The organism is Nocardiopsis aegyptia (genome assembly GCF_013410755.1).
Classification (GTDB): domain Bacteria; phylum Actinomycetota; class Actinomycetes; order Streptosporangiales; family Streptosporangiaceae; genus Nocardiopsis; species Nocardiopsis aegyptia.
Window position 1 is genome coordinate 3,174,079 of record NZ_JACCFS010000001.1, and the last position, 23,773, is coordinate 3,197,851.

At 73.2% G+C, this 23,773-nt stretch carries 22 protein-coding genes; 13 read left to right on the plus strand and 9 right to left on the minus strand.

Annotated elements, in window-relative coordinates:
* Positions 1 to 166 precede the first annotated feature (166 nt).
* Positions 167 to 3,076 carry a sigma-70 family RNA polymerase sigma factor gene (locus tag HNR10_RS14250; RefSeq protein ID WP_179823894.1) on the minus strand — a complete coding sequence of 970 codons (2,910 nt, stop codon included), beginning with the start codon at positions 3,074 to 3,076 and terminating at the stop codon, positions 167 to 169.
* A gap of 206 nt (positions 3,077 to 3,282) precedes the next feature.
* Here HNR10_RS14250 and HNR10_RS14255 point away from each other — a divergent pair, with 206 nt between their 5' ends.
* A complete protein-coding gene (locus tag HNR10_RS14255) occupies positions 3,283 to 4,026 on the plus strand; it encodes a hypothetical protein (protein WP_179823896.1) in 744 nt (247 codons plus the stop codon).
* Positions 4,027 to 4,471: 445 nt separating this feature from the next.
* A complete protein-coding gene (locus HNR10_RS14260) occupies positions 4,472 to 5,047 on the plus strand; it encodes a hypothetical protein (protein WP_179823898.1) in 576 nt (191 codons plus the stop codon).
* 10 nt (positions 5,048 to 5,057) lie between these two features.
* Here HNR10_RS14260 and HNR10_RS14265 read toward each other — a convergent pair whose 3' ends face one another.
* Genes HNR10_RS14265 through cutA form a run of 3 tightly spaced genes read right to left on the minus strand, consistent with a single transcriptional unit; the run spans position 5,058 to position 6,698 of the window.
* Positions 5,058 to 5,714, minus strand: a complete 657-nt coding sequence (locus tag HNR10_RS14265) for a GNAT family N-acetyltransferase (RefSeq protein WP_179823899.1) — start codon at positions 5,712 to 5,714, stop codon at positions 5,058 to 5,060.
* Positions 5,715 to 5,772: 58 nt separating this feature from the next.
* Positions 5,773 to 6,366, minus strand: coding sequence for a hypothetical protein (locus tag HNR10_RS14270; protein ID WP_179823900.1), 594 nt, complete (start codon positions 6,364 to 6,366; stop codon positions 5,773 to 5,775).
* Positions 6,363 to 6,698, minus strand: coding sequence for a divalent-cation tolerance protein CutA (cutA, locus tag HNR10_RS14275; protein WP_179823901.1), 336 nt, complete (start codon positions 6,696 to 6,698; stop codon positions 6,363 to 6,365). The genes HNR10_RS14270 and cutA overlap by 4 nt, the downstream gene beginning before the upstream one ends.
* A gap of 75 nt (positions 6,699 to 6,773) precedes the next feature.
* Here cutA and pyrE point away from each other — a divergent pair, with 75 nt between their 5' ends.
* Positions 6,774 to 7,307: an orotate phosphoribosyltransferase gene (gene pyrE, locus HNR10_RS14280; RefSeq protein WP_179823902.1), complete on the plus strand. Its 534-nt coding sequence runs from the start codon at positions 6,774 to 6,776 to the stop codon at positions 7,305 to 7,307.
* Positions 7,308 to 7,404: 97 nt separating this feature from the next.
* Here the strand turns inward: pyrE and HNR10_RS14285 are convergent, their stop codons facing one another.
* Entirely contained in the window at positions 7,405 to 7,794 is a 390-nt protein-coding gene (locus HNR10_RS14285; protein ID WP_179829731.1) for a RodZ domain-containing protein, read from the minus strand.
* Positions 7,795 to 8,205: 411 nt separating this feature from the next.
* On the opposite strand from HNR10_RS14285, the gene fbaA reads away from it, so the two are divergent.
* The 7 genes from fbaA (at position 8,206) to HNR10_RS14320 (ending at position 16,941) form a co-directional block, all read left to right on the plus strand.
* On the plus strand, positions 8,206 to 9,228 hold the full coding sequence (gene fbaA, locus HNR10_RS14290) for a class II fructose-bisphosphate aldolase (protein ID WP_179823903.1): 1,023 nt from the start codon (positions 8,206 to 8,208) through the stop codon (positions 9,226 to 9,228).
* Positions 9,229 to 9,604: 376 nt separating this feature from the next.
* Positions 9,605 to 10,021: a DUF3151 domain-containing protein gene (locus HNR10_RS14295; protein ID WP_179823904.1), complete on the plus strand. Its 417-nt coding sequence runs from the start codon at positions 9,605 to 9,607 to the stop codon at positions 10,019 to 10,021.
* Between the two features lie 230 nt (positions 10,022 to 10,251).
* Positions 10,252 to 11,535 (plus strand): adenylosuccinate synthase, encoded by a 1,284-nt coding sequence (locus tag HNR10_RS14300; RefSeq protein ID WP_179823907.1) that lies wholly within the window; start codon positions 10,252 to 10,254, stop codon positions 11,533 to 11,535.
* Between the two features lie 56 nt (positions 11,536 to 11,591).
* A complete protein-coding gene (purD, locus tag HNR10_RS14305) occupies positions 11,592 to 12,842 on the plus strand; it encodes a phosphoribosylamine--glycine ligase (protein ID WP_179823909.1) in 1,251 nt (416 codons plus the stop codon).
* A gap of 11 nt (positions 12,843 to 12,853) precedes the next feature.
* Entirely contained in the window at positions 12,854 to 13,759 is a 906-nt protein-coding gene (locus tag HNR10_RS14310; RefSeq protein WP_179823911.1) for a phosphoribosylaminoimidazolesuccinocarboxamide synthase, read from the plus strand.
* Between the two features lie 370 nt (positions 13,760 to 14,129).
* On the plus strand, positions 14,130 to 15,425 hold the full coding sequence (gene murA / locus HNR10_RS14315) for a UDP-N-acetylglucosamine 1-carboxyvinyltransferase (protein ID WP_179829732.1): 1,296 nt from the start codon (positions 14,130 to 14,132) through the stop codon (positions 15,423 to 15,425).
* Between the two features lie 250 nt (positions 15,426 to 15,675).
* Positions 15,676 to 16,941 carry a transcriptional regulator gene (locus tag HNR10_RS14320; RefSeq protein WP_121181870.1) on the plus strand — a complete coding sequence of 422 codons (1,266 nt, stop codon included), beginning with the start codon at positions 15,676 to 15,678 and terminating at the stop codon, positions 16,939 to 16,941.
* A 148-nt stretch (positions 16,942 to 17,089) separates the two neighbouring features.
* Here HNR10_RS14320 and HNR10_RS14325 read toward each other — a convergent pair whose 3' ends face one another.
* Entirely contained in the window at positions 17,090 to 17,854 is a 765-nt protein-coding gene (locus tag HNR10_RS14325) for an MBL fold metallo-hydrolase (protein WP_179823912.1), read from the minus strand.
* 87 nt (positions 17,855 to 17,941) lie between these two features.
* On the opposite strand from HNR10_RS14325, the gene HNR10_RS14330 reads away from it, so the two are divergent.
* Both HNR10_RS14330 and HNR10_RS14335 read left to right on the plus strand, forming a co-directional pair.
* Positions 17,942 to 18,547 carry a CGNR zinc finger domain-containing protein gene (locus HNR10_RS14330; RefSeq protein WP_218897766.1) on the plus strand — a complete coding sequence of 202 codons (606 nt, stop codon included), beginning with the start codon at positions 17,942 to 17,944 and terminating at the stop codon, positions 18,545 to 18,547.
* A 63-nt stretch (positions 18,548 to 18,610) separates the two neighbouring features.
* Positions 18,611 to 19,153 carry a P-loop NTPase family protein gene (locus tag HNR10_RS14335; RefSeq protein ID WP_179823914.1) on the plus strand — a complete coding sequence of 181 codons (543 nt, stop codon included), beginning with the start codon at positions 18,611 to 18,613 and terminating at the stop codon, positions 19,151 to 19,153.
* Between the two features lie 74 nt (positions 19,154 to 19,227).
* Here the strand turns inward: HNR10_RS14335 and hisC are convergent, their stop codons facing one another.
* Positions 19,228 to 20,310, minus strand: a complete 1,083-nt coding sequence (hisC, locus tag HNR10_RS14340) for a histidinol-phosphate transaminase (RefSeq protein ID WP_179823915.1) — start codon at positions 20,308 to 20,310, stop codon at positions 19,228 to 19,230.
* A 231-nt stretch (positions 20,311 to 20,541) separates the two neighbouring features.
* On the opposite strand from hisC, the gene HNR10_RS14345 reads away from it, so the two are divergent.
* Positions 20,542 to 21,189, plus strand: a complete 648-nt coding sequence (locus tag HNR10_RS14345) for a hypothetical protein (RefSeq protein ID WP_179829733.1) — start codon at positions 20,542 to 20,544, stop codon at positions 21,187 to 21,189.
* A gap of 339 nt (positions 21,190 to 21,528) precedes the next feature.
* Here the strand turns inward: HNR10_RS14345 and HNR10_RS14350 are convergent, their stop codons facing one another.
* Complete coding sequence (locus HNR10_RS14350) at positions 21,529 to 22,593, minus strand: MauE/DoxX family redox-associated membrane protein (RefSeq protein ID WP_376769754.1); 1,065 nt, start codon at positions 22,591 to 22,593, stop codon at positions 21,529 to 21,531.
* 2 nt (positions 22,594 to 22,595) lie between these two features.
* Positions 22,596 to 23,555, minus strand: a complete 960-nt coding sequence (locus tag HNR10_RS14355; RefSeq protein ID WP_179829735.1) for a hypothetical protein — start codon at positions 23,553 to 23,555, stop codon at positions 22,596 to 22,598.
* Positions 23,556 to 23,773: the final 218 nt, after the last annotated feature.

Consider the following 23,773-nt stretch of genomic DNA (forward strand, 5'->3'; position numbering starts at 1 on the left):
GGCCATATCCATGGCCGGGGCACAGCCTAGCCAAATCTGTCTCGTTTTGTGCGCCACCTGCACATACTCAGAGTCGTCGATCGGCTACGGATGGTCGGCTTCCCGCGTCGTTCCCGGTGGTCCGCGCCCACGGAGGGTCACGGCGGGGGCACCGACGGGCCCGTTCTCAGGTCCGCATCGGCGCCGTCACCACCGCGACACCGACCAGGACGGCGTCCCCGTCCGAGACCACGCGCAGCTCCGACTCGCGTCCGAGTACGGGTCCGGTGCGGAGCACGTCGGTCCCGAAGGACATCGGGTCGCCGACCGCGCCGCGCGCCGAACCGACGAACGCGTTGTCGCCGGTCCTGTAGCCGCCCTGCGGGACGAGCACCCGCCCGTCCACGGTCACCATGTCACCGTGGAGTTCGTCGTCGCCCTCCCAGGCGATCACGTCGACCACGGCCGGCACCGACGCGGGCAGCAGACCCGAGACGGGGAAGCCGAGCCCGGCCGGATCCTGGAAGACCGCGCCGGTCTCGTCCAGGACCATGGCCTGGTTGTACGAGCCGACCTCCGGGTCCTCCATCACGACCACCAGGCTCCATCCGGCGTAGACCGCGCGGCCCTCCCGCGCGGGGGCGTCGGCCACCCACCACTCGCCGCCGCCCTGGGCCCGCACGAGGTCCGTGACGTCGGCGAAGGCCTGGTAGGCGGGGTATCCGGGCAGGTCGGCGACGCGGGTGTCGGCGGCGGCGACCTCGGTGTAGGAGGCCATGCCGGGGCCCTTGATCCGAGCGGTGGCCGGCTCGGGCGCGCCGCCGCCGGAGAAGTACAGCCCCGCCCAGCGGACGGACCCGCCCTCGGGCAGCTGCCAGATCGCGGAGCTGGACGAGGTGGTCGTGGGGTCCCAGTCGCGGTCCAGCGCGGTCATCTCCCAGTGGTCGTTGTCGCGGCGGTCGCCCTCCCGGGCCCGGGCCTGGGCGCAGGGGCCGTCCGTGCCGCCCTCCTCGGCCTCCGGCGTGGGGGCGGGGACCGGAGGGGCGGGGGCCGGAGAGGGCTCGGAGTAGCCCTCGCCCCCGGGCGCCTCCGCACCGTCACTCTCGGGAGCGGAGGGGGCGCCGTGTGCGGGAGGCGCCCCGGGCACATCGTTGTCCGATTCGTGACCCGGCGCCTGCGGGGTCACGTCCGCACCGGGAGGATCGCTTTCCCCAGACGTCTCAGGGGTGTCCTCCTGCCCCAGGCCGAGGGGGCCGCCGGGGTCCGCGGGGGCCCTGCGCAGGTCGCCGCCGTCTCCGGCTCCGCCTGCGGGGGTCCCGTCGCCGCCGGGAGCACCGTCCGGGGCCCCCGCCTCGTCGGGACCGCCGAGCCCGGGTACCTCCGGGGGCTCCTCCGGCTCGGCGCCCGGGGCGCCGGGGCTGTCCCACCAGGGCCAGGGCCAGGGCCAGTGTGGGGACTCCGGCTCCACACACGTCATCAGCGAGTTGCCGACGGTCTCGGTCCGGACCCGGCCCGCCGTGGCGTAGCGCGCCGCCACGCCCTGCGCGCTCACGCCCCGCTCGCCCGTCGCCGTGGAGGAGACGTCCCCGGAGGAGACGGTCACCTCGGCCGGGACGCCGAGGTCGGCGCCGGGGGCCACCCGCACGTCGAAGAACTGGGTCCCGTCCTCGCCCGCCTCCATGCCCGCGTGCACGCAGCGACCGCCGTCCGCTTCGGCGGCGCAGCTCCAGTCGCCGTTGCCCACGGTGGTGGGCACCGCCGCCCCGGCCCCGCCGTCGGCGATCATCGAGACCCCCGGTGGCAGGGTGATGAGGGCGATGACGTCCTCGACCGTGGCCGCGCCGATGTTGCGCACGTCCAGGACCATGATCCCGTCCTCGCCCGGGACCAGCGCGCCCACCGGGTCGATCCCCGCCGCGAAGAGGGGGCCGGGCGCCTCCTCCAGCGGCATCTCCTCCTCGGGGATGTCGGCCGGGGGCAGGACCGCGCTCAGGACGGACGGCGGGTCGGCGGCCTCCGGCGGGTCCGCCGGGTCGGCGGCCGGGGGCGCGCCGGGCGGCGGGTCCGCGGGAACCCCGGGCGGGTCGGCGGGGGCGCCGGGCGGCGGATCGTCGGGCGGAGCGGCGTGTCCGGGCGGTGCCGCGGCGGGCGCGCTCTCCTCCTCCTGGAGCGGCTCCTGGCCGCCGACCAGGGCGAGGGCGATGGCGACCGCCATGCCCGCGGCGGCCGCCGTCCCGGCCGACACCTGCTGCTGGCGCCGGGACATGCGGCCCCACAGCGCCCCGGTGGCCGCGCCGCCGGGCGTGGTCGCCAGGTAGCCCGCGGCGGCCGCGCCGACGAAGATCGGCAGAACGATCCCGCGCAGCCCGACGTTGACGTCCATCAGTTCCGCGTACACCTCGCGGCAGTCCGCACAGCCGTCCATGTGGGCGTCGACCTTGGCGGTGTCGCGCTTGGACAGGCCGCCGCGGACGTAGGCGCCGAGCAGGTTGAGCGCGGGCCGGCACGCCTCGGGCGCGGCCCCGCCCGCCAGGTGCATCTGGAGGTAGGCCTGGCGGAGCCCCTCCCTGGCGCGGTAGGCCAGCGCGGCCACGCCGTTGGCGTTCATCCCGAGGATGGGCGCGGCCTCGGCCGGTTTGATCCCCTCGATCTCGGTGTGCCAGAGCACGGACTGCCAGCGCTCGGGGAGGGAGAGGAAGGCGCGCGCGATGAGGGAGCGTTCGAGGCCCTCCAGGGCGGGGTCCACGAACGGCTCGCCGGAGTCGTAGCTCTCCATGTCGTCCGTGACGACCTGGCGCTTGTCCCCTCGGCCGCGGTCGTAGGCGGCGTTGCGCACGGCGGTGAGCAGGTAGGGGCGGAAGGAGTCCGTGGGGCCGGAGCCGCGCTGGATGACGCTCAGGACGCGGGTGAACGCCTCGGCGACCGCGTCCTCGACCTCCGCGTCACCGCGGAGCAGCTGCCGGGCGAGTCCGCGCGAGGCGGCCGCGTGGCGCTCGTAGAGCGTGGCGTAGGCACCGGTATCACCGCCGCGGACCCGCTTGATGATCTCGGCGTCACCAAGGAGAACCTCTGTGTGATTGCCGTCGGCGTCGGTCACCAGCGCCCTCTCTCGTCGATCCCGCCACAAGCCAGAAGGAACGCTGGTCGGGGGTCAGAAAACTCGTGCTCGAAAAAATATCCCGCATCCGCGTCATGGTCGCCACCGATCTCCGTATTTAGGTCGAAGGCGAGAGGCGGCGGCCCACCGCGGGGGCGCGGGCCCCACCTCTCGCCCTGAGAGATCCACCGACCGGAGGCGGAGCCATGGGCGAGACGGAAGTGAGTGCCGGGTGCGGCCGTACGGCCCGTGCCCGGGAACTGCGCGCCGCGTGGGGGCGACGCAGCCAGGAGGCCGGATGGGACCCGCCCGGCGACTGGTGGACGCCCTCCGTCGACACGGTGTGCGAGGCCTACACGTCCGGGGCCGACCTGGTCGATCCCTGCACCCGCCTGGGTGAGGCCCGGGGCAGGTCGGGGACCGGCATCGGCCACAGCCTGGGCGACCTGGCGGCGTTCACCGGGGTCGCCGGATGGGAGCACCCGCCGTTCGAACTCGTCCGGGCCCTGGCCGAGGGATGGGTCGACGCCGGGCGTGCCCAGGACACCTGCCAGGATCCGCTGACCGGGCTGGGCACCCGTGCCTACCTGCGCACACGCGTCGGTGAACTCTACCGGTCACCGGAGGGCACGGAGCCACCGGCGCTGGGCCACCAGCTCGTCGTGCTGGCGCTGGATCCCTCGATCGACCCGTGGCGGCGGGCGGCGCGGCTCATCGTGCTCGGCTACGAGCTGCGGAAGTACTTCAGCCGCGGGGAGTCGGTGTGCGTGGTCGACCGTGGGCGGATCGCGGTGGTGGCGCCCCGGTCGGAACAGGTGGACCGGGAGCTGGCGGCGCTGCGCCGCGGGCCGGGGTGGGAGCACGGCGTCGCCGTGTGGTCCCTGCCCCTGCCGCCCACGCACCGGGAGGCCCTGACGCTGCTCGACGGGTTGGGGAGGCGGCGCAGATGACCCTGTGACGCCGTCCGGTGCCGCGCGGTCCCACCAAGAGGGGGGAGGGACCCGGCGTCGGACGGTCGCGCCGACCGCTGTGTGACTCTGAGGGGAAGCGCACGGCCGGGTCGGCGCCCCGGACGAGGACCGCGGGGTCCTCTGGCCCCCACGAGAGGGCGGCCCCGCGCACCCGTCCGGAAGAGAGGGAGTGCCGCACGGCGGCACACCCGGAGGCGCGTCCGCATGGGGAGGCGGGCGCGCCTCTCACCGTGTCACCCGATCACGGACTCACCCCACGTCCAGACGTCCGCCCGTCGCGGCGAAGAGCGCCCGGTCCCACCGGGAGGCGGGCACGGGGGCGAGCGCGACGATCCGTGGTGCGTCTCCGCCCGGGACGGCCGCATCCGGCCGTGCGGCACCCCTGGCGGTGCCGTGCCCGGTCCCCCGCTGCTAGGTTCGCGCGGTGACACGCTTCCTTGGGGTCTACATCGGCGCGGGCTTCGGGCTCGCTTTCGTCCTCGCCAACGCGGGGCCGCCGCTCCATCCGGCGCTCGCGCTCGTCCTCCGGGTCCTGGCCGTCGCCGCGCTGGTCGGTGTCGTCGCCCTGACCCTGGTCCTGGCACGCCGCCCCGCTCCGGAGGGCGAGTCCGGAGACGGCACCCCCGCGCTCCGGTTCGGTCCGTTCTACGGTGCGGTGGTGGCCGCGGAGGTCGCCCTGATCCTCGGCGGCATCCAGGTGCTGCGGCTCCTCGGTGCGCAGGACCAGGCCAACGTCTGCTGGATCGCGCTCGTGGTCGGCCTGCACTTCCTCCCGCTGGCCTGGTACTGGCGGACGCGCGAGATCCTCGTGGTGGCGCTCTACCTGTCGGCGCTCGGTGCCGCAGGCCTGGCCATGGTGTTCACCGGCCACCCCGCGTGGGCGCCGTTCGTCAGCGGTGTGCTCTCCGGCGCGGGCATGCTCGGCGGCCTGCTCGTCTCCCTCGCCGTCCCCTTCTTCGCCGGGCGGCGGGGCGCCGGAACCGGTGGCGCCTCCGCCTGAGCGGGATCGGTCAGACCTCGGACTCGCCGAGGCCGAAGAACGGCAGGCACGGCTCCAGGCCGCTCACCGTGACCGGGACCGTCCGGTGGCACTCCCAGTCCTCACGGCTCATCCGGTAGCGCTGCTGCCGCACGGGCTCGCCCCGGACCGCGACCACGTCGACGCCGTTGGGCCGGTAGCCGAGGCGCCGCGACACCCCGTGGGAGGCCTCGTTGCCCTCGTGTGCCTCCGTCACCGCGCTCCCCGCGCCCAGCCCCTCGAACGCCAGGTGGAGCACGGCCGCCCGCATCTCCGTGCCGATGCCCCGGCCCTGGAACGACCGGCCGAGCCACGAGCCCGTCCCCACCTGCCGCCGGACCGCGAAGTCCTTCGCCCCCACGTCCTGGACGCCGGCCACGGCGCCCTCGTACACGACGACGAGGTTCAGGTTCCAGTCCGCCGGCGTCCACGCGGCCAGCCTGCCCAGGTTGTACTGGATGACCGACAGCGCCACCTTCGCGGGCGGCTGGTCCGTCCACGGCTCCGCGAACGGCATCTGTTCCGGGGCGTGGATCCCCTGCGCCGCGACGTCCCCCAGCCTGGCCAGGTCCGCCATCGACGGCAGCCGGAGTTCGAGGCGCGGTGTGCGCACGCGCAGCCCCATGGGCGGAAAGTGGTCACTGATCATGGGCCGATTCTCCGGGCCGGGCCGGGGGCTGTCACCCGGATTTCGCCCGGCCGCGCCGTCAGACGCCGCGGAGTTCGGTCAGCAGGTCGGCCAGGGCGGCCGGGGCGTCCTCCGGGTCCGCCTCGCGCACCGTCCACCCGCGCATCCGGGCCAGGCGCGCCACGTGCGCGCGGTCCGGCCGCGTCAGCAGGTAGCCGCACGGCGCGTCCGGCCAGTCCGGCGCCATCGGCAGCGTCTCCGTGCGGTACCCGGGCGGTCCCGCGGCCTCCGGTCCTGCGGCCTCCGGTCCGGCGCCCTCGGGGGACTGGGCGGCGGTGATCTCGTCCAGCGTGGGGCTGCCGGGCTGGGGGAGGAAGGCGTCCACCAGCACGTAGCCGAGGACCGGGCGGTGCGCGGCCCGCTGGGCGGCGCCGACCGCCCCCACCAGCGGACCGGCGTCGCCCTCGGCGACCAGGGCGATCCGGGCGTCGGCGGCGACCGCGGCGCTGATCTCCAGACTGGCGTGCGCGACGTAGCGCCCGGCGTACGGCGGCCGGTCGTCGGCCCCGCCACCGATCCGCACCGCCGGAACGCCGTGCTCGGGCAACCGGTCGGGCAGGTCGGGCAGGCTCTCCGGCGCGCCGAGGGGCGGGGGCAGCAGGACGGCGATCACGCGGTCCCCGCCGTCTCCTCGCGCACCCAGTCCAGGTACGCGGGGTTGCCGCCGGTGACCGGCACGGCGACGATCTCGGGCACGTCGTAGGGGTGGATGTCCACCAGGTGCGCGGTGAGGTCGGGCAGGCGCGCGGCGGCGGTCTTGATCACCACGGTCCACTCCTCGTCCGCCTGGACCGCGCCCTCCCACCGGTAGAAGCTCCGGATCGGACCGCCCACCTGGGCGCAGGCCGCCAGCCGGTGCTCGACCACCGAGGCCGCCAACCGTTCCGCCGCCTCCCGGCCGTCGACGGTGGTCTCGACCCGGACGGTGTCCGCGGACTGCGGCATGGTCACCCCTTACGGCCTGGGAACACGTGCGGCCGGGTCCGTGCCGTCCCGTCCGGTGTTCTAGGCTCACTGATCATGAGCGAACGTGATGAACTCCTGCGACACATCAACGATAAGGCGGTCGTGCGCGGGAAGGTGACCCTGTCCTCCGGCATCGAGGCCGACTACTACGTCGACCTGCGCCGGGTGACCCTGGACGGGGAGGCCGCGCCGCTGGTCGGCTCGGTCATGCTGGACAACGTCGAGGACCTGGACTTCGACGCCGTCGGCGGGCTGACCCTGGGCGCCGACCCGGTGGCGACCGCGATGGTGCACGCCGCGCACGCGCGCGGACGCAGGCTCGACGCGTTCGTGGTGCGCAAGGCGGGCAAGGCGCACGGGCTCCAGCGGCGGATCGAGGGACCCGACGTCGAGGGGCGGCGCGTTCTGGCTCTGGAGGACACCTCGACCACGGGCAACTCGGTGCTCACCGCGGTGGAGGCGCTGCGCGAGGCGGGCGCCGAGGTGGTCGCGACCGCGCTGATCCTGGACCGGGGCGCGCGCGAGCGGGTCACCCAGGAGGGGCTGGAGTACCGGTCGGTGTACGACGTCTCCGACCTCGACCTCTGAGGCCCGACGAGCCCTGGTCCCGGCGCCGCCCGACCGTTCTCATCGGTCCGGTCGCGACCGGGGCCTCGGAGCCGGGGCCTTCCGGGCCCGGCCCGGGTCAGCCGTCGCCGCTGATGGTGAAGCTGTAGCCGGCGTCCTGGTCGGACACGTCGCGCTGCTCGCCGTTGACGAACACCTCGACGGCGCCGGGGTCGTCGATGGTCACCTCGAGCCCTTCGCCCGCGTCGGCGAAGTTGATCGAGCCGCCCTGCCGTATCACCTGGTCGTGCAGGACGTCTCCGCCGGGGACGCGTACGAACACGTTGCTCGACTCCCCGATCACGCGGATGTAGAGCGCTCCCATGTCCCTCTCGTCCTCGCCCGCGGACGAGGCTTCGGAGGCGTTGGCGCTCACGCTGGTCCCGGTGCCCGGGAGGGAGCGGTACAAGAAGTACCCGCCGAGGGCGACCAGCGCCACGAGGAGCACGACGGCCCCGACGATGGCCATCACCTGGCCAGCGCCGCGCGGATCGTTCCTATGCCTTCCCACGGCGTTGAATGTAGCGTGTATCACGACAAAAAGCGACAGTGCGCCGTGCGATGCCGTGTCCGTCGACGAATGCGGCGGCGCGGGCGCCGGATCGCGCGGCCCGTTCCTCCGCCGCGCGAGGCGGCTCGAATCGCGCCGCCATGAGCTGCGCGAACGCGCGCAAGTCCGGGCAACTTGGTCTAGACCTTTCCAACGGCTCCGGGGATTCGGGATACTTGGTCGACACCTGGTGGACACGTCCGGACGCTCGGCTCCGCAGGGGGCCTCCCCCAGCCGTTCCGGACCTTCACCGGGGCAACGCACGTGGGGTGCCGCGGGTCCACGACCCGCGGCCGCTCGCTCCAGGACGAACCCAGGGAGAGTCAAACCATGCCCATCGCCAGCCCCGAGGTCTACACCGAGATGCTGAGCCGCGCGAAGTCGGAGGGCTTCGCGTACCCGGCCATCAACGTGACCTCCAGCCAGACGCTCCACGCCGCGCTGCGCGGCTTCGCCGAGGCGGAGAGCGACGGGATCGTCCAGATCTCCACCGGCGGGGCCGACTTCCTGTCCGGCACCACCGTCAAGGACATGGTCACCGGGTCCGTCGCCTTCGCGGAGTTCGCCCGCGTGGTGGCCGACAAGTACCCCGTGAACGTCGCCCTGCACACCGACCACTGCCCCAAGAACAAGCTCGACGGCTTCGTCCGACCGCTGCTGGAGATCTCCAAGGAGCGCGTGGCCAAGGGCCAGGAGCCGCTGTTCCAGTCCCACATGTGGGACGGCTCGGCCGTCGAGCTGGGCGAGAACCTGGAGATCGCCCAGGAGCTGCTGGCCGCGTCCAAGGAGGCGCGCACCATCCTGGAGATCGAGGTGGGCGTCGTCGGCGGCGAGGAGGACGGCATCGTCGGCGAGATCAACGAGAAGCTGTACACCACCCCGGAGGACGCCCTGCGCACCGCCGAGGCCCTGGGCCTGGGCGAGAAGGGCTACTACATGACCGCCCTGACCTTCGGCAACGTGCACGGCTCCTACAAGCCGGGCTTCGTGAAGCTGCGCCCGGAGGTGCTCAAGGAGGCCCAGGACGCGGTCGCCGAGAAGTACGGCAAGGCCAAGGCGTTCGACTTCGTCTTCCACGGCGGCTCCGGCTCCACCATGGAGGAGATCCACGAGGCGATCGGCTACGGCGTGGTGAAGATGAACGTCGACACCGACACGCAGTACGCCTTCACCCGCCCGATCGTCGACCACATCATGAAGAACTACGACGGTGTGCTGAAGGTCGACGGGGAGATCGGCAGCAAGAAGGCCTACGACCCCCGCGCCTACGGCAAGGCCGCCGAGGCGGGCATGGCCGCGCGCGTGGTCGAGGCCGCGCAGCACCTCAAGGCCGCCGGCAACAAGATGAATTAGCCCCCGGACGGCGACGGGGTGCCCGTGGGCGCGACACGGACACCCCCGACGTCCCGCGGCCCGCGCACCCCCGACCGGTGTGCGCGGGCCGCCGTCCGCTCATCGAGGTCCGCGCACACCCGTCCGCCTCACCGGCGGTCGGCGTGCCCGTACACCAGCCGCCGCAGCGGCGCCTCCAGGCCCGCATCGGTCCCACCGCCTCAGTACCGACCACGACCGGGCAGTGTCCGGGACCCGAGTCCCGCGCAGCGGAGAACCGGAAACGCGCACGCGGTGGCGCACGGTTCCACTCCGTGGGTCCAGCGGCGCGCAGCGGACGACGGTTGAGCCCGGCGCCGTCCGGGATCGGTGCGGCCGCGGTGGCAGGATGGGGGACATGAACCTGCACCAGAACCTGCTCGGCGAGCCGCCCGCCACCCGCCTGCCCGACCACCCCGAGGCCCGCGAGGCACTGGCCGCCTCCGACGACCCCACCCCGGTCGCCGGCCGCTTCCCCGACTTCTCCGCGGCCTGGGCCGCCCTCGCGGAGAAGGCCCTGGCCGACGGGGAGCCCGTCACCGCCTACGCCTACGCGCGCACCGGATACCACCGGGGCCTCGACCAGCTGCGGCGCTCGGGCTGGAAGGGCCACGGTCCCATCCCCTGGGACCACGAGCCCAACCGCGGCTTCCTGCGCGCCCTGCACGCCCTGTCCGTGGCCTCCGACCGCATCGGCGACGTGGAGGAGGCCGAGCGCTGCGCCACCTTCCTGCGTGACTCCAGCGCCGAGGCCGCCGACGCCCTCAAGGCCTGATCCGCACCTGTGCCGGGGACCGCGAAAGGCGTGCGGGCCCCGGCCGGCGCCGGCTCGGGACGCGGCGCGGCGGGTGTGACCCGCGCGGCGCCGCCACCCCCTTAACCGGGATCAACAGGTCGTGTACGCTCTATACGCAACGGCCCCTGTCGCTGCCTTGCGCCAGGGGTTCTTCCATGTTCGGGGTCGAGAGTGCCCCGGTCAGGTGTCGAGCGAAGAGGTAGAGACCAATGCCGGCGATCACGCTCGTGGGTGCCCAGTGGGGCGACGAGGGCAAGGGCAAGGCGACCGACCTTGTCGGCGACCGCGTGGACTACGTGGTCCGGTACCAGGGCGGCAACAACGCCGGCCACACGGTGGTCATCGGCGACCAGAAGTACGCCCTCCACCTGCTCCCCTCCGGCATCCTGTCCCCGAACGTCGTCCCGGTGATCGCCAACGGCGTGGTCATCGACCCGGGCGTCCTGCTGGAGGAGCTCCAGGGGCTCGACGAGCGCGGCGTGGACACCTCGCGGCTGCTCATCTCGGCCAACGCGCACCTGATCATGCCGTACCACCGGGCACTGGACAAGGTCAGCGAGCGCTTCCTCGGCAAGGGCAAGATCGGCACCACCGGCCGCGGCATCGGCCCGACCTACGCCGACAAGGTCTCCCGCCAGGGCGTGCGCGTCCAGGACATGTTCGACCCCAAGATCCTGCGCAAGAAGATCGAGCTGGCGCTGCACGACAAGAACCAGCTGCTCACCAAGGTGTACAACCGGCGCGGCCTGGAGGCCGAGCCGATCATCGCGGAGTACCTGGACTACGCGGAGAAGCTGCGCCCCTTCGTCGCCGACACCTCGCTGATCCTCAACAAGGCGCTCGACGAGGGCAAGACGGTCTACCTCGAGGGCTCCCAGGGCACGCTCCTGGACATCGACCACGGCACCTACCCGTTCGTCACCTCGTCCTCGCCCACCTCGGGCGGCGCGGCGGCCGGCTCCGGCATCGGCCCCACCCGCATCACCAAGGTCGTGGGCATCCTCAAGGCCTACACCACGCGCGTGGGCTCCGGCCCCTTCCCCACCGAGCTCCTCGACGAGCAGGGCGAGTGGCTGCGCACCCAGGGCGGCGAGTACGGCGTCACCACCGGCCGCAACCGCCGCTGCGGCTGGTTCGACGCGCCCATCGCGCGCTACGCCACCCGTGTCAACGGCATCACCGACTTCTTCCTCACCAAGCTGGACGTGCTCACCGGGCTCGACCGCATCCCGGTGTGCGTGGCCTACGACGTCGACGGCGTCCGCCACGACGAGATCCCCATGACGCAGACCGACTTCCACCACGCCACGCCGGTCTACGAGTACCTCGACGGCTGGTCCGAGGACATCACGGCGGCACGCGAGTTCGAGGATCTTCCCAAGAACGCGCAGAAGTACGTGCGTACCCTGGAGGAGATGGCCGGAGCTCCCATCTCCGCCATCGGCGTCGGTCCGGGCCGCGACGAGACCCTGCAGCTGCGCTCCCTCGTCTGACCCGGCGCACCAGCGCCAGTCCGTCTGTCCGCCTTCAACACGAAGAGGCCCCCGTAGTGAAAGCCCTCGTTCTCGGCGGCGGAGGCCGCGAGCACGCACTCGTCCGCGCCCTGTCCCTGGACCCGGGCGTCACCTCCATCCACTGTGCCCCGGGCAACCCCGGCATCTCGGACCTGGCGGAGAACCACGTCATCAACGTGACCGACGGGCTCGCGGTGACCGAGCTGGCGTCCCGCATCCGCGCCGAGCTGGTCGTCATCGGCCCCGAGGCGCCGCTGGTCGCCGGCGTGGCCGACGCGCTGCGCGACCGCGGCATCCCGGTGTTCGGCCCCGACCAGGAGGCCGCCCGCCTGGAGGGCTCCAAGGCCTTCGCCAAGGAGGTCATGGAGGCCGCCGGCGTGCCCACCGCCAAGGCGCGGGTGTGCCGTTCGGCGGGACAGGTCTCCGAGGCGCTCAACGAGTTCGGTCCCCCGTACGTGGTCAAGGACGACGGCCTGGCCGCCGGCAAGGGCGTCGTGGTGACCGAGGACCGCGCCGTGGCCGAGCAGCACGCGCGCGAGTGCGGACGCGTGGTCATCGAGGAGTTCCTCGACGGCCCCGAGGTCTCGCTGTTCGTGCTCAGCGACGGCCTGCACGCGCTGCCGCTGCTGCCCGCCCAGGACTTCAAGCGCGCCTACGACGGCGACCAGGGCCCCAACACCGGCGGCATGGGCGCCTACGCCCCCGTGCCGTGGGCGCCGACGGGCCTGGTCGACGAGGTGATGGAGTCGGTCGTGCGGCCGACCCTCGCGGAGATGAACCGCCGCGGCACCCGCTACCAGGGCCTGCTGTACGTCGGACTGGCGCTGACGGCCAAGGGCCCCCGCGTGGTGGAGTTCAACGCCCGCTTCGGCGACCCGGAGACCCAGGTCGTGCTGGACCGCCTGGCCACGCCGATCGGCGCGGTCCTGCAGGCCACCGACACCGGCGGGCTGGGCGCCATCGGCTCCCTGCAGTGGAAGCCGGGCGCCGCGGTCACCGTGGTGGTCGCGGCCGAGGGCTATCCGGCCGACCCCGTCAAGGGCGACGCCATCGGCGGCCTGGACGCCGCCAACGCCCTGGACGGCGCCTACGTGCTGCACGCGGGCACCGCCTGGGAGGGCGTGCGCGACGTCAAGTCCAACGGCGGGCGGGTGCTGAACGTGGTCGGGACCGGCACAGACCTGCGCCAGGCGCGCGAGCGGGCCTACGAGGCCGTCGGGCGCATCGAGATGCGCGGCGCCTTCCACCGGACCGACATCGCCGAGCGCGCCGCCGCGGAACTGTGAGGGAACACCACATGAGCGGTTTCGTCGAGCGGCCCGGCCACGTCGAGGTCGAGGGGCTGACCCACCTGCACACCGGGAAGGTGCGCGACCTCTACGCCACCGCCGGCGGCGACCTGGTGATGGTCGCCAGCGACCGCGTCTCGGCCTACGACTGGGTGCTGCCCACCGAGATCCCCGGCAAGGGGCGCCTGCTCACCCAGCTGTCCCTGTGGTGGTTCGAGCGGCTGCGCGACCTGGTGCCCGACCACGTGCTGTCCGACACGCCGCCGCCCGGCGCACCGGCCGACTGGGCCGGGCGCACCCTGGTGTGCCGGAACCTGGACATGGTGCCGGTGGAGTGCGTGGCGCGCGGCTACCTCGCCGGGTCGGGGCTCGCGGAGTACCGCGTGGACCGCACGGTGTGCGGCGTCCCGCTGCCCGAGGGCCTCACGGACGGGTCCGAACTGCCCGAGCCGATCTTCACCCCGGCCACCAAGGCCGCGGTCGGCGACCACGACGAGAACGTGTCCTTCGCGGTCGTGGCCGAGCGGCTCGGAGAGAAGCGGGCCGCGGAGCTGCGCGACCTCACCCTGGCCCTGTACTCCCGCGGCCGTGAGATCGCCTGTGAGCGCGGCGTCATCCTCGCCGACACCAAGTTCGAGTTCGGCCGCGGCGCCGACGGGGGCCTGGTCCTGGCCGACGAGGTGTTCACACCCGACTCCTCGCGGTACTGGCCCGCGGACGAGTGGGCGCCGGGCGGCCCGCAGCCCTCGTTCGACAAGCAGATCCTGCGCGACTGGCTGACCTCCCCCGCCTCCGGGTGGGACCGGGCCGCGGACACGCCGCCGCCCGAGCTCCCCTCGGACGTGGTGGAGCGCACGATTGAGCGCTACAGGGAGATCCACCGGCGTCTGACCGGCGGTGACAGCGGGCTCTGAGCCGACGCGCACGCGTGATTCCGCGCACGTGAGCACCGATCGGCACCGCCGAGAGCGTATGGTGGTCACGTTGTGCCCGGCGCCGACCCATGGTGATCACACGCACGACACCCTGGTCTTCTCCGCCGGAAGAGTGCCGTCCTGGCCGTTCGGTGGGACTCTGTCCGCGATCTGCGGGTATACCACGCTCCAGGCGGTTTCAGGCACGCAGGTGCTATAGAGTCGTCGCGAACATCGGTTCACTGGCCGCGCAGGTCACGCGCAAGTTGGTCGCAACGTTCCAGGGGAAACCCGCGTCTAAAACGCATACAGGCGAAACCCGACGAGGGTGGCCTTTCTACACATCTGCCTCACAAAGGAGCACATGAGCATGGGCCAGGAGGTTCGTTACCGCGTCCGCGGCGGACGCCCCCTCAGCGGAACGGCGTTCATCCAAGGCGCGAAGAACGCCGTCCTGCCGATGATCGGCGCCGCCCTCCTCGCGGCCAAGGGCCGTACCGTACTGCGGAACGTCCCGGTCATCGAGGACGTGTACCGCGCACTCGAACTCGCCGAGCACATCGGCGCCAAGGTCGCCTTCCACGAGGACGAGCGCACCGTCGTCATCGACGCCTCGAAGCTCAACGACCCGGAGCGCGCCGTCCTCCCCGCGGAGATCGCCGCGCGCTTCCGCGGCTCCGTGCTCTTCGTGCCCGCGCTGATGCACCGCACCGGCCGCGCCCGGATCGAGGGCGTGGGCGGCTGCAACCTCGGCAGCCGCAACCTGGACTTCCACTACCGCGGCTTCGCGCGCCTGGGCGCCGAGGTCACCGAGGACACCGAGCGCAACCACATCAACGTCGAGGCCAGCAACCTCCGCGGCGGCCGCCTCTACCTCGACACCCCCTCGCACACCGGCACCGAGAACCTGCTCATGGCCGCGGTCCTGGCCCCCGGGACCACCGTGATCGAGCACGCGGCCCTCGAGCCCGAGGTCATCGACGTCATCAACTTCCTCTCCGCCATGGGCGCGAAGATCACCGGTGGCGGCACCGGCCTGATCACCGTCGAGGGCGTGGAGGAGCTCACCGCGGTCGAGCACACCATCATGTCCGACCGCATCGACGCCGGCGTGTTCGCGATGACCGTCGCCGCCACCGGTGGCGAGGTCAGCCTCGTGGGCGCGCACCTGGACCACCTCGGCGTGGCCCGCTGGAAACTCGAGCAGATGGGCGTGGGCTTCTCCCAGGAGGGCGCCGTCCTGCACGTCCAGCGGGACCCCTCCGTGCCGCTGCGCCCGATCAACGCGGTCACGTCGCCGTTCCCCGGCTTCGCGACCGACCTCCAGTCGCCGCTCATGGCACTGGCCACCCTCGCCGAGGGTGAGAGCTACATCCACGAGGCGATCTACGACGGCCGCTTCGCGCTGGCCGACGAGCTCAACAAGATGGGCGCCAAGATCGAGGTGGAGGGGACCCGCGCGATCGTGCACGGACCCACCAACCTGCACGGCACCGAGGTCATCGCCCACGACCTGCGGACCGGCGCGGCGCTGGTCCTCGCCGGACTGGTCGCCGAAGGTGAGACAATCGTGGCGCCCGGTTATCTGGTGGACCGAGGTCACGCTCAGTTCGCATCGCGGCTCGCCGCGCTGGGAGCGGACGTGGAGCGCGTCGTCGTCTCGTAGGAGTCGAATGCGCAGTTCAAGCCGGGGTGGGAGCTCGTCTCCCACCCGGGCTTTCGGCGTTGATATGGAAAACGATCTTCTTAGGCCCCGCACAATGGGTACGATCTCGGCAATCATGCCGTGACAGAGATCGGGTCGGGAAACCAGTGGGCGCACATAGTGAAGAGCGTGGAATGGTAGCGGGGAGCAACCCGAGGTGAGTGCCCAGCGTACTGGCGATTTGACGATCGGCGTCATAGGGCCCCATGAGGTGGTCGAACGGGTCATGCTCATGGGTCCGGGGTCCACTGGACCCCTCAACGCCAGACTCATCGCCGCCGCGTACCGAGATGAGCAAGAGGCGACGGACAAGGTCGTGAGACTGGGTTCGGCGATCGACGCCTACCTGTTCGCCAGTCCCGTCCCCTACGAGTTCGCGCGCAAGGCCGGGGTGCTGACGATGCCCGCGACCTTCGTGCCGCTCGGCGGGGCGAGCCTGCACGAAGCCCTGCTCCGAGCGACGCTGGACGAGCGCTTCGACCCGACCAGAGCCAGCCTGGACGTCCTCAGCCGCGCCGACGTCGTGGAGGCCTACTCCGAGGTCGACCTGCCCGTCGACGGTATCCACGTGCACGAGGAGCTCACCAACACCGCCCAGCTGACCTCCTTTCACGAGGGGCTGTGGCGGCGCAAGGCCACCCGGATGGCGATCACGTGCGTGCGCGGTGTCGCCGAACGGCTGGAGGCCATCGGGGTCCCGGTCATGCGGCTGCGCCCGACCAACGCCGGCGTGCGCAGCGCGCTGCAGACCGCGGGCCTGCTCGGCGCGCACCACCGTCTGGAGGAGGCCCAGCTGGGCGTGGTCGTGGTGGACGTGCCCACGCTCCGCGACTCGTCCCGGCGGTCGACCCCGCGGTACTGGCGGGAGGAGCTACGGCTCTCGCTGCACCGGCTGCTCCTCCAGGAGGCCCACCGGATCAACGCCACGGCACACCGGTTGGACGATCATTCGTTCATGATCACCGCCACCCGGGGATCACTGGTCACCGCGACCGAGGGATTCCGGCAACCGCCCTTCGTCGAACGGATCAAGGCGGAGCTGGGCATCGCGATCGAGGTGGGGATCGGGATGGGGCGCACCACGCAGGACGCCGAGGCACACGCCAGGGCGGCCCTGAACCGCGCTCAGGCGTCCCGTCAGAGCTTCGCGGTGGACCGCGAGGGCCGTTCCCTGGTCCCGGCGCAGCGCGCGCCTGCACGGCAGTCCTCCGAACCGCTGCGCACCAAGGGCCGGGAGACGTTGATTCGCCTTTCGGAGAAGATCGCCGAGGAGGACGGCCCGCTGGTCGTCGACGCGGAGAACGCCGGCCGGATGCTGGGTGTCACCTCGCGCACGGCGCGCCGGCTGCTCCGGACCCTGGTGGAAGAGGGGCTGGCCTGGCCGCTGCCGCCCAACCGGACCCTCCAGCCGGGGCGACCGCGCCAGCTCTACCGGCTGATCGTGGAGAAGCTCGACAAGGACGCCGCGGGCAAGTAGCCGCGTCCTGGCGGGGGTGGGCACGGGCCCGCCCCCGCTTTCGTGTCCGGGGGCGACCGGGCTCGGTCCGGGCCGGCCCTCACTCCAACCCGGTGTTCACTCCGGGCCGGCCACCCACTCCAACCCGGTGTTCGGTCCGGCCCGGTGCTCAGTCCCTCGCCAGGCGGTCGGCCAGTCCCGCCTCGGCGAAGGCCGCCTCCAGCTCGCCGAGCCCCTCCGTGAAGTGCTTCCAGCCCTCGGCGTGCGCGGGGACCACCCGGCGCGCCCCCAGCATCCGGGCCGCCGCCGCGGCCCGCGCGCCGTCGAGGGTGAGCAGCGCGCCGTCGAGCCGCGCGGTGCGCGCGCCGCCCGCGAAGAGGACGGCGGTGTCCACCGGGCCGTGGCGGTCCGCGATCGCGCGGACCACGTCCAGTGACGCGTTGTCGCCGCTGACGTAGACCGTGGGCAGGTCCGCCGCCGTGAGGACGAAGCCGATGACCTCGCCGGTGACCGGTTCGCAGCCGTCGGGGCCGTGCTGGGCGCGCACGGCCGTCACCGTGGCCGTACCGCCGCCGGGGCGGTCCAGTTCGACGGCCTCGCCGGGCGCGAGGCCCCGGGCCGTGCCGCCGAGGCGGTCCGCGCCGCCGCGCGTGGTGAGGGTGAGCGGAACGTCGGCCAGGAGCGCCCGGCCGGACAGGTCGAGGTTGTCGGGGTGCTCGTCGTGGGAGAGCAGGACCGCGTCGATCGGGCCGAGTTCGTCGGGCGAGGCGGCGGGGGCGACCGTCTTGGTGAGGACGAACCCCGCGCCCACGGGGTAGTCGCGCGGGGCGTCGAAGGTGGGGTCGGTGAGGAGGCGGAGGCCGCCGTACTCGATCAGGACGGTCGGACCGCCGATGACGCGGACGGGGACGGGGGTGGTCGTGACGCCGGACATGCAGCACCTCACGGATAGATGGAGTTTTTCCCGTGATGTGAGGCTAGGCGAATCTCACGGTTGAAAGCAAGACGTACCATGAGAATCATGACGGAGACCCCGGCCACCGCGCCCCTCGCCCCGCCTCCCGCTCCAGGCGCCGAACGCCACCCCTCCCTCGACTTCGCCAACAGCGCCCTGACCCTGGCCGGAGGGCAGCGCCTCGACCTGCTCGACTCGCCCCCGGCCGCCACGCGGTGGCTCGTCGAGCACGGACTCGCCCCGGAGGACGCCCGGCTGTGGGACTACTGCACGCGGAAACTGCGGGCGCTCCGTGAACAGATCCGGGTCCTGATCACCGCCCGGATCGACGGGACCGTCCCCGCACCCGCCGCCGTGGACGCCGTCAACGAGGCGCTGACCAGGGTTCCCACGGCCTCGCTCCTGCACTGGGACCCGGACGGCGGACCCTTCCGGACCCCCTCCCACCCGGCGACCCAGATCGTCGACCACGCCCTCGCGGTCCTGGCCGCCGACGCGGCGGAACTCCTGACCACCGCCGACGCCGAGCGCCTCACCGCCTGCGGGTCCCCGCCGTGCAACCGCTTCCTGGTGCGGACGCACCCGCGGCGCCACTGGTGCTCGGTGCGCTGCGGCGACCGCGCCCGCGCCGCCCGCGCCTACGCCCGTCGCGCCCGGGCCGCGGAGGACTGAGCGTCGTCCACAGCCGTGGATATCCAGGTGCGCCGGAACCCGGAACGCGTCAGGCTGGGAGCCATGGACGAACTCGCGACCACCGGCCCGCGCCAGGTGCTGCTCATCGGCGGCGGCGCCGGTGTCGGCAAGTCGACCGTCGCATGGGAGGTCTCGGTCCTGCTCCGGGCCCGCGACGTCGCGCACTGCGTCATCGAGGGCGACGTGCTGGACCAGGTCCATCCCGCACCCGCCGACGACCCCGCCCGGTCCCGTGTCACCGAGCGCAACCTGGCCGCCCTCTGGTCGAACTACACCGACCTCGGCCACCACCGGCTGGTGTACACCAACACCGTGAGCATCCTCGAGGTGCCGATGTTCCGCCGGGCGCTGGGCCCGGGGCCCCTGCGCTTCACACTCGTGCTGCTCACGGCCGGGGAGGACGTGGTCCGCGAGCGGCTCACGCGGCGCGAGACCGGGTCACAGCTGGAGCCCCACATCGAGCGCAGCCGGCGCATGGCCGCCCACCTGGAGGCCACGGCCCCGGAAGGCACCGTGCGGGTGGCCACGGACGGGCTCGGCGTCGCGCAGGTGGCGGAGCGGGTCGTCGCCGCGGCGGCCTGGTAGCCGCCGGGAGCACGTGCTTCTCACAAGGGAGGGGCGGCCGGTACCGGTACCGGCCGCCCCTCCCCTCGCACCGCCTAGCGACGCTTCGGATAGGCGGTGGCGACGGCGAGGAACACGTCGTTCTCCTCGGGCGTGCCCAGGCTGACCCGGGCGCCCTCCCCGTCGAAGGGCCGGATCGCCACGCCCTCGCGCGCGCAGGCGGCGGCGAAGTCGAGGGTGTCCCCGTCCACGCGCAGCCACACGAAGTTGGCCTCGCTGCGCGGCACCGTCCACCCTGACGCGACGAGCGCGTCCCGCACGCGGTCGCGTTCCTTGACGGTGAGCGCGACCCGCTCCAGCAGCTCGTCCTCGGCCGCGATGGAGGCGACCCCGGCGGCCTGCGCGATGTGGTTCACGGCGAACGGCACGAGGGTCTTGCGGACGGCGCCGGCGACGTGCGGGTGGCCGACGAGGTACCCGAGCCGGACGGCGGCGAGCCCGTAGGCCTTGGAGAAGGTCCGCAGGACCGCGACGTTGGGGCGGTCACGGTACAGGTCGAGGCCGTCGGGCACCTCGGGGTCGCGGACGTACTCGCGGTAGGCCTCGTCCAGGATCACGAGCACGTGGTCGGGGACCCGGTCCAGGAAGCGGACCAGCTCCCGCTCGCGGACCGCGGTGCCGGTCGGGTTGTTGGGGTTGCACACCAACACCATGCGGGTCCGGTCCGTGACGGCCTCGGCGAGGGCGTCGAGGTCGTGCGTCTCGTCCGTGAGCGGCACCCGCACGGAGGTGACCCCGGCCAGGTCCGCGAGCAGCGGGTAGGCCTCGAAGGAGCGCCAGGCGTAGACGACCTCCGCGCCCGGCTCGCCGACGGCCGTCAGCAGCTGCTGGAGGAGGCCGACCGAGCCGGCGCCGAGGGCCACGTGCTCCTCGGGGACGCCCAGGTGCCCGGCGAGCGCGGTGACCAGTTCGGTCGCGCCCGGGTCCGGGTAGCGGTTCAGGTCGGCGGACGCCTGGGCGATGGCCTCGCGGACGGACGGGAGCGGCCCGTAGGGGCTCTCGTTGGAGGACAGCTTGATCGATCGCCCGTCGGGCCCGACGACGCGCAGACCGGGCTTGTAGGCGGGCATGCTCTCCAGCACCGACCGCAGATATGGCGATTTCGACTCCGACACCATTGTCCTTCCTCAATACTTTGTGCTAGCCCCGCGACACGCTCAGCAACTCCGCGCCCGGGTCGCTCACCGCTCCCAGCGGAAATATCGCACAAACGAGGAGATACCACCATGCGTTTGCGTCATCGTCCCGCCGATCGGAACCGGATCACGGCTGGTCGGCGCCCTCACACCGAGGAGGCCGGGACCGTCGTCCGATCATTGGCCCTCCCCGTCGCCCTGTCATCGGTGGTCATGGTCAGCGCGTGCGGCGGCGGTGGAGAAGAGGAGACCGGTGGACCGGGCTCCGAGGCCGCCGCGGAACTGCACGACGCGCAGATCCTGAGCCTGCACGACGCCACGCTGATGCCCGAGGGCAGTGAGAGCGGCGTCTACTCCGAGCTTGTCACAGTGCAGTACAGCGAGGAAGTGCGGGCCAGCACCGAGCTGGACAAGCCCGAGTGCGTCGACGCCGCCAACCGCTGGGGCGACCTGGACGGCGTCCAGGACGCCCCCGCCTCGATCGCGGCCTACGAGTGGTCCGAGGGGGCGCTCTCCCACATGCTCGTCCGGCTCGAACCGTCCGTCGCGGAGGAGGCCATGGCCACGGAGCCGCCGGAGTCCTGCTCGTCCTACAGCGCCACCTACGAGGACGGCACCTCGTCCGAGTACGGGGTCAGCGAGTTGGACCTGCCCGCGTTCGCCGACGAGTCGCGGGCCTTCGCGATCGAGGTCACCTCCGCGGACGAGCAGAACAACATGTACAGCGTCATGTACCGCAACGGCGGCCTGCTCGGCACGACCTCGATCCTGGGCACGGGCGACCAGGAGGACTACGAGGACATGCTCGTGGAGTTCACCGAGGCCAGCATCGAGCGCCAGGGCCAGATGCTCGACGGCTAGGGACGGGCGTGGAGACCACCAGGCCCACCCGTCGCCCGCCACCGGCCCACGGCCGTTGCGCGGAACGGGTGGGCCACCCTCAACAGACACCTCCGGCGCCCCCACCCCTGCCCGTCACCCACCACCGGCCCACGGCCGCTGCGCGGAACGGGTGGGCCACCCTCAACAGACACCTCCGGCGCCCCCACCCCTGCCCGTCACCCACCACCGGCCCACGGCCGCTGCGCGGAACGGGTGGGCCACCCTCAACAGACACCTCCGGCGCCCCCACCCCTGCCCGTCACCCGCCACCGGCCCACGGCCGCTGCGCGGAACGGGTGGGCCACCCTCAACGGAGCCTCACCCGCTCGCGGGCTGGCGACCGGCGTCGCTGTCCCGGGCGTCGTGCTCGGCCGCGCCCTGCGCGGGCACCTCGGCCCCGCCCCGGTGTTCCGCGGGGGCGTGCCCGGCCGGGTGCTCCCGGGCGGCACGGAGCGTCTCCGCGGCCCGCTCGGCGTCGATCCTGGCCGCGTCGAGCCTGGCCGCCTCGGCGGGCGAGCGCAGCCGGCGGGGCGGACCGACGAGTTCGTGCGTGGTCACCGTGCCGAACGAGGCCGCCACCGCGCCGCTCTCCCGGTCGACCAGGACCGCGCGCACCGAGGTCCGGCGCCGACCGCCCACACGCACCGCGAAGACCACGTCGACGCGGCGCCCGTACCGCATGCCGTCGAAGCGCTGGAAGCGCCAGCAGCCGTGCCGCCACTCGTCCTCGGGCTCCTCGGCGAGCAGGACCGGGCGGTTGGTCCGCCACACGTCGCTGGACCGCAGCCGCGCCCTCGTCCGGCGCGGGGACACCTCGCGGAGCTCGCACGGCTCACTGGCGAGCGCGCGGGAGCCCACGTCCCGCAGTTCGGGGCTGAGCACGGCCAGGAGTAGGAGTTCGACGCCCAGCACCCAGCCGTGCACGGCCGTCGGCGCGGTGGCGACCTCCCACCCGTCGGGCGCCAGGCCGAGCGTGGCCAGAGCCGCCGCGGCGAGCAGGCCGGCCCTGGCCAGCGTGCGCCACCCGATCGGGGTCCGGCTCAGTCCGCCGAAGCAGCCGCAGCCCGCCTCCGGATCGCGGCGGCGCACCAGGACCAGGACCGCCACCGAGCCCGCGAACAGGGCCGCGGTGCCCAGACGCGCGGCCGTCCCCCACGGCCCGGTGAGCACCAGCAGGCCCACCGCAAGGGCGAGCTCCACGACACCGGTGCCGAACGCGGCCGGGCGGCGCAGGCGCGCGGGGAGCAGGACGGCCAGGCCCGACCCCTCCGACCGGCTCAGGATCTTGGCCGCCGCGCCGAGCAGCAGCAGGGCCGCCAGCAGTGGCAGTTGGACCTGCCGGACGGCGTCGACGGTCTCCGGCGCCACGATGAACTCCGGCATGGTCATCCCTCCCCCTGCGCGACGGTGACCGTCGCGTTGAAACAGCCGTCCTCCAGGCGTCCGCCCAGTGCGACGAACCCGGTCATGGTGAGGGAGGCGATCCGTCCGGCGCCCTGGCCGCCGCACGAGGGGCACAGGTCGCACAGCCAGCTGTCGGCCGCCGCGCAGTCGATCACGGGGACCACCGCGGTGGCGCGCGTGCAGTCGTTGCGCAGGCGCAGGGTGGCGCCGGTCGACAGCAGCGGCAACGGCGCGCACGGGGTGCGGCGGTCGCAGCCGTCGTGCCCGGCGCGGTCGAGCGCCGGGTAGGCGACGCCGTGCACCCGGGCCCGGGGGTCCAGGTGGCTGGCGCGGCCCCACGCGGGGTCGTACCAGGTCGCGATGCCGCCGACCGTGCCGGAGGCCTGGGGGGTCGGCGGCCGGTCCGGCGTGGCGGCGAGGGGATAGGGCGGTTGCGTGGTGGCGGGCCGTACCGCCCGGACCTCGCCCCGGTCCCACACCCCGACGGCGTCGAAGACGTAGCCGGGTTCCAGTCGCGGGTGGCGCACGCCGATCCGCCCCGAGGAGCGGTAGGGGATGACGACCGGCACGCGCGGCCGTCCGTGGCCGGGGTCGACCTCCAGGGTGTCGCCCTCGCGCCCGGTGATGACTCCGCTGACCCGGGCGGCCTGCGCCCAGACGCGTTCGGCCACCAGCCGGCCGTCGTGCGCGCACAGGACGACCACGTCGTCGCCGGGCCCGACCTCGTCGGGGCCGACCTCGGCGCCGCGCCAGAAGGAGGTGACGCGTTCGTAGAGGAAGCGCTCCTCCCCGTCCGGCGTGGCCAGGCACAGCATGTACGAGGTGGCCTCCACCACGACCCCGCGGGACACGCGGGGGCTGACGGGTGTGGGCTCGGGCACGGTGTCGGCGCCCAGCACCGCAGCCGTGAACCTCCGCCGGTCCCGCCCGTGTTCGGTCATCAGTGACATGTCGCCCGCGCCCCCTTGTCGCCCGACTCGTCCTCTGTGCCCATTGTGCTGGTCGGATCACTGGATCACCGCTCACACGCCGACGCGTGCCACGACATGTCGGACGGATGGCCAGGGCATTGCCTCACACGACACTCCGAGGGCGCTGGGCACGGAACACGAGCGCGACGAAGGCCGGAAAGCGACTCCGTCGAGCGGTTTGTCAGTAC

Bases quoted from the DNA above. Each gene is read 5' to 3' on its own strand.
- HNR10_RS14255 (WP_179823896.1), top strand. From the start codon at position 3,283: ATGGGCGAGACGGAAGTGAGTGCCGGGTGCGGCCGTACGGCCCGTGCC.
- HNR10_RS14265 (WP_179823899.1), bottom strand. From the start codon at position 5,714: ATGATCAGTGACCACTTTCCGCCCATGGGGCTGCGCGTGCGCACACCG.
- cutA (WP_179823901.1), bottom strand. From the start codon at position 6,698: ATGCCGCAGTCCGCGGACACCGTCCGGGTCGAGACCACCGTCGACGGC.
- pyrE (WP_179823902.1), top strand. From the start codon at position 6,774: ATGAGCGAACGTGATGAACTCCTGCGACACATCAACGATAAGGCGGTC.
- HNR10_RS14285 (WP_179829731.1), bottom strand. From the start codon at position 7,794: ATGGCCATCGTCGGGGCCGTCGTGCTCCTCGTGGCGCTGGTCGCCCTC.
- fbaA (WP_179823903.1), top strand. From the start codon at position 8,206: ATGCCCATCGCCAGCCCCGAGGTCTACACCGAGATGCTGAGCCGCGCG.
- HNR10_RS14295 (WP_179823904.1), top strand. From the start codon at position 9,605: ATGAACCTGCACCAGAACCTGCTCGGCGAGCCGCCCGCCACCCGCCTG.
- HNR10_RS14300 (WP_179823907.1), top strand. From the start codon at position 10,252: ATGCCGGCGATCACGCTCGTGGGTGCCCAGTGGGGCGACGAGGGCAAG.
- HNR10_RS14310 (WP_179823911.1), top strand. From the start codon at position 12,854: ATGAGCGGTTTCGTCGAGCGGCCCGGCCACGTCGAGGTCGAGGGGCTG.
- murA (WP_179829732.1), top strand. From the start codon at position 14,130: ATGGGCCAGGAGGTTCGTTACCGCGTCCGCGGCGGACGCCCCCTCAGC.
- HNR10_RS14325 (WP_179823912.1), bottom strand. From the start codon at position 17,854: ATGTCCGGCGTCACGACCACCCCCGTCCCCGTCCGCGTCATCGGCGGT.
- HNR10_RS14330 (WP_218897766.1), top strand. From the start codon at position 17,942: ATGACGGAGACCCCGGCCACCGCGCCCCTCGCCCCGCCTCCCGCTCCA.
- HNR10_RS14335 (WP_179823914.1), top strand. From the start codon at position 18,611: ATGGACGAACTCGCGACCACCGGCCCGCGCCAGGTGCTGCTCATCGGC.
- hisC (WP_179823915.1), bottom strand. From the start codon at position 20,310: ATGGTGTCGGAGTCGAAATCGCCATATCTGCGGTCGGTGCTGGAGAGC.
- HNR10_RS14345 (WP_179829733.1), top strand. From the start codon at position 20,542: ATGGTCAGCGCGTGCGGCGGCGGTGGAGAAGAGGAGACCGGTGGACCG.
- HNR10_RS14350 (WP_376769754.1), bottom strand. From the start codon at position 22,593: ATGCCGGAGTTCATCGTGGCGCCGGAGACCGTCGACGCCGTCCGGCAG.
- HNR10_RS14355 (WP_179829735.1), bottom strand. From the start codon at position 23,555: ATGACCGAACACGGGCGGGACCGGCGGAGGTTCACGGCTGCGGTGCTG.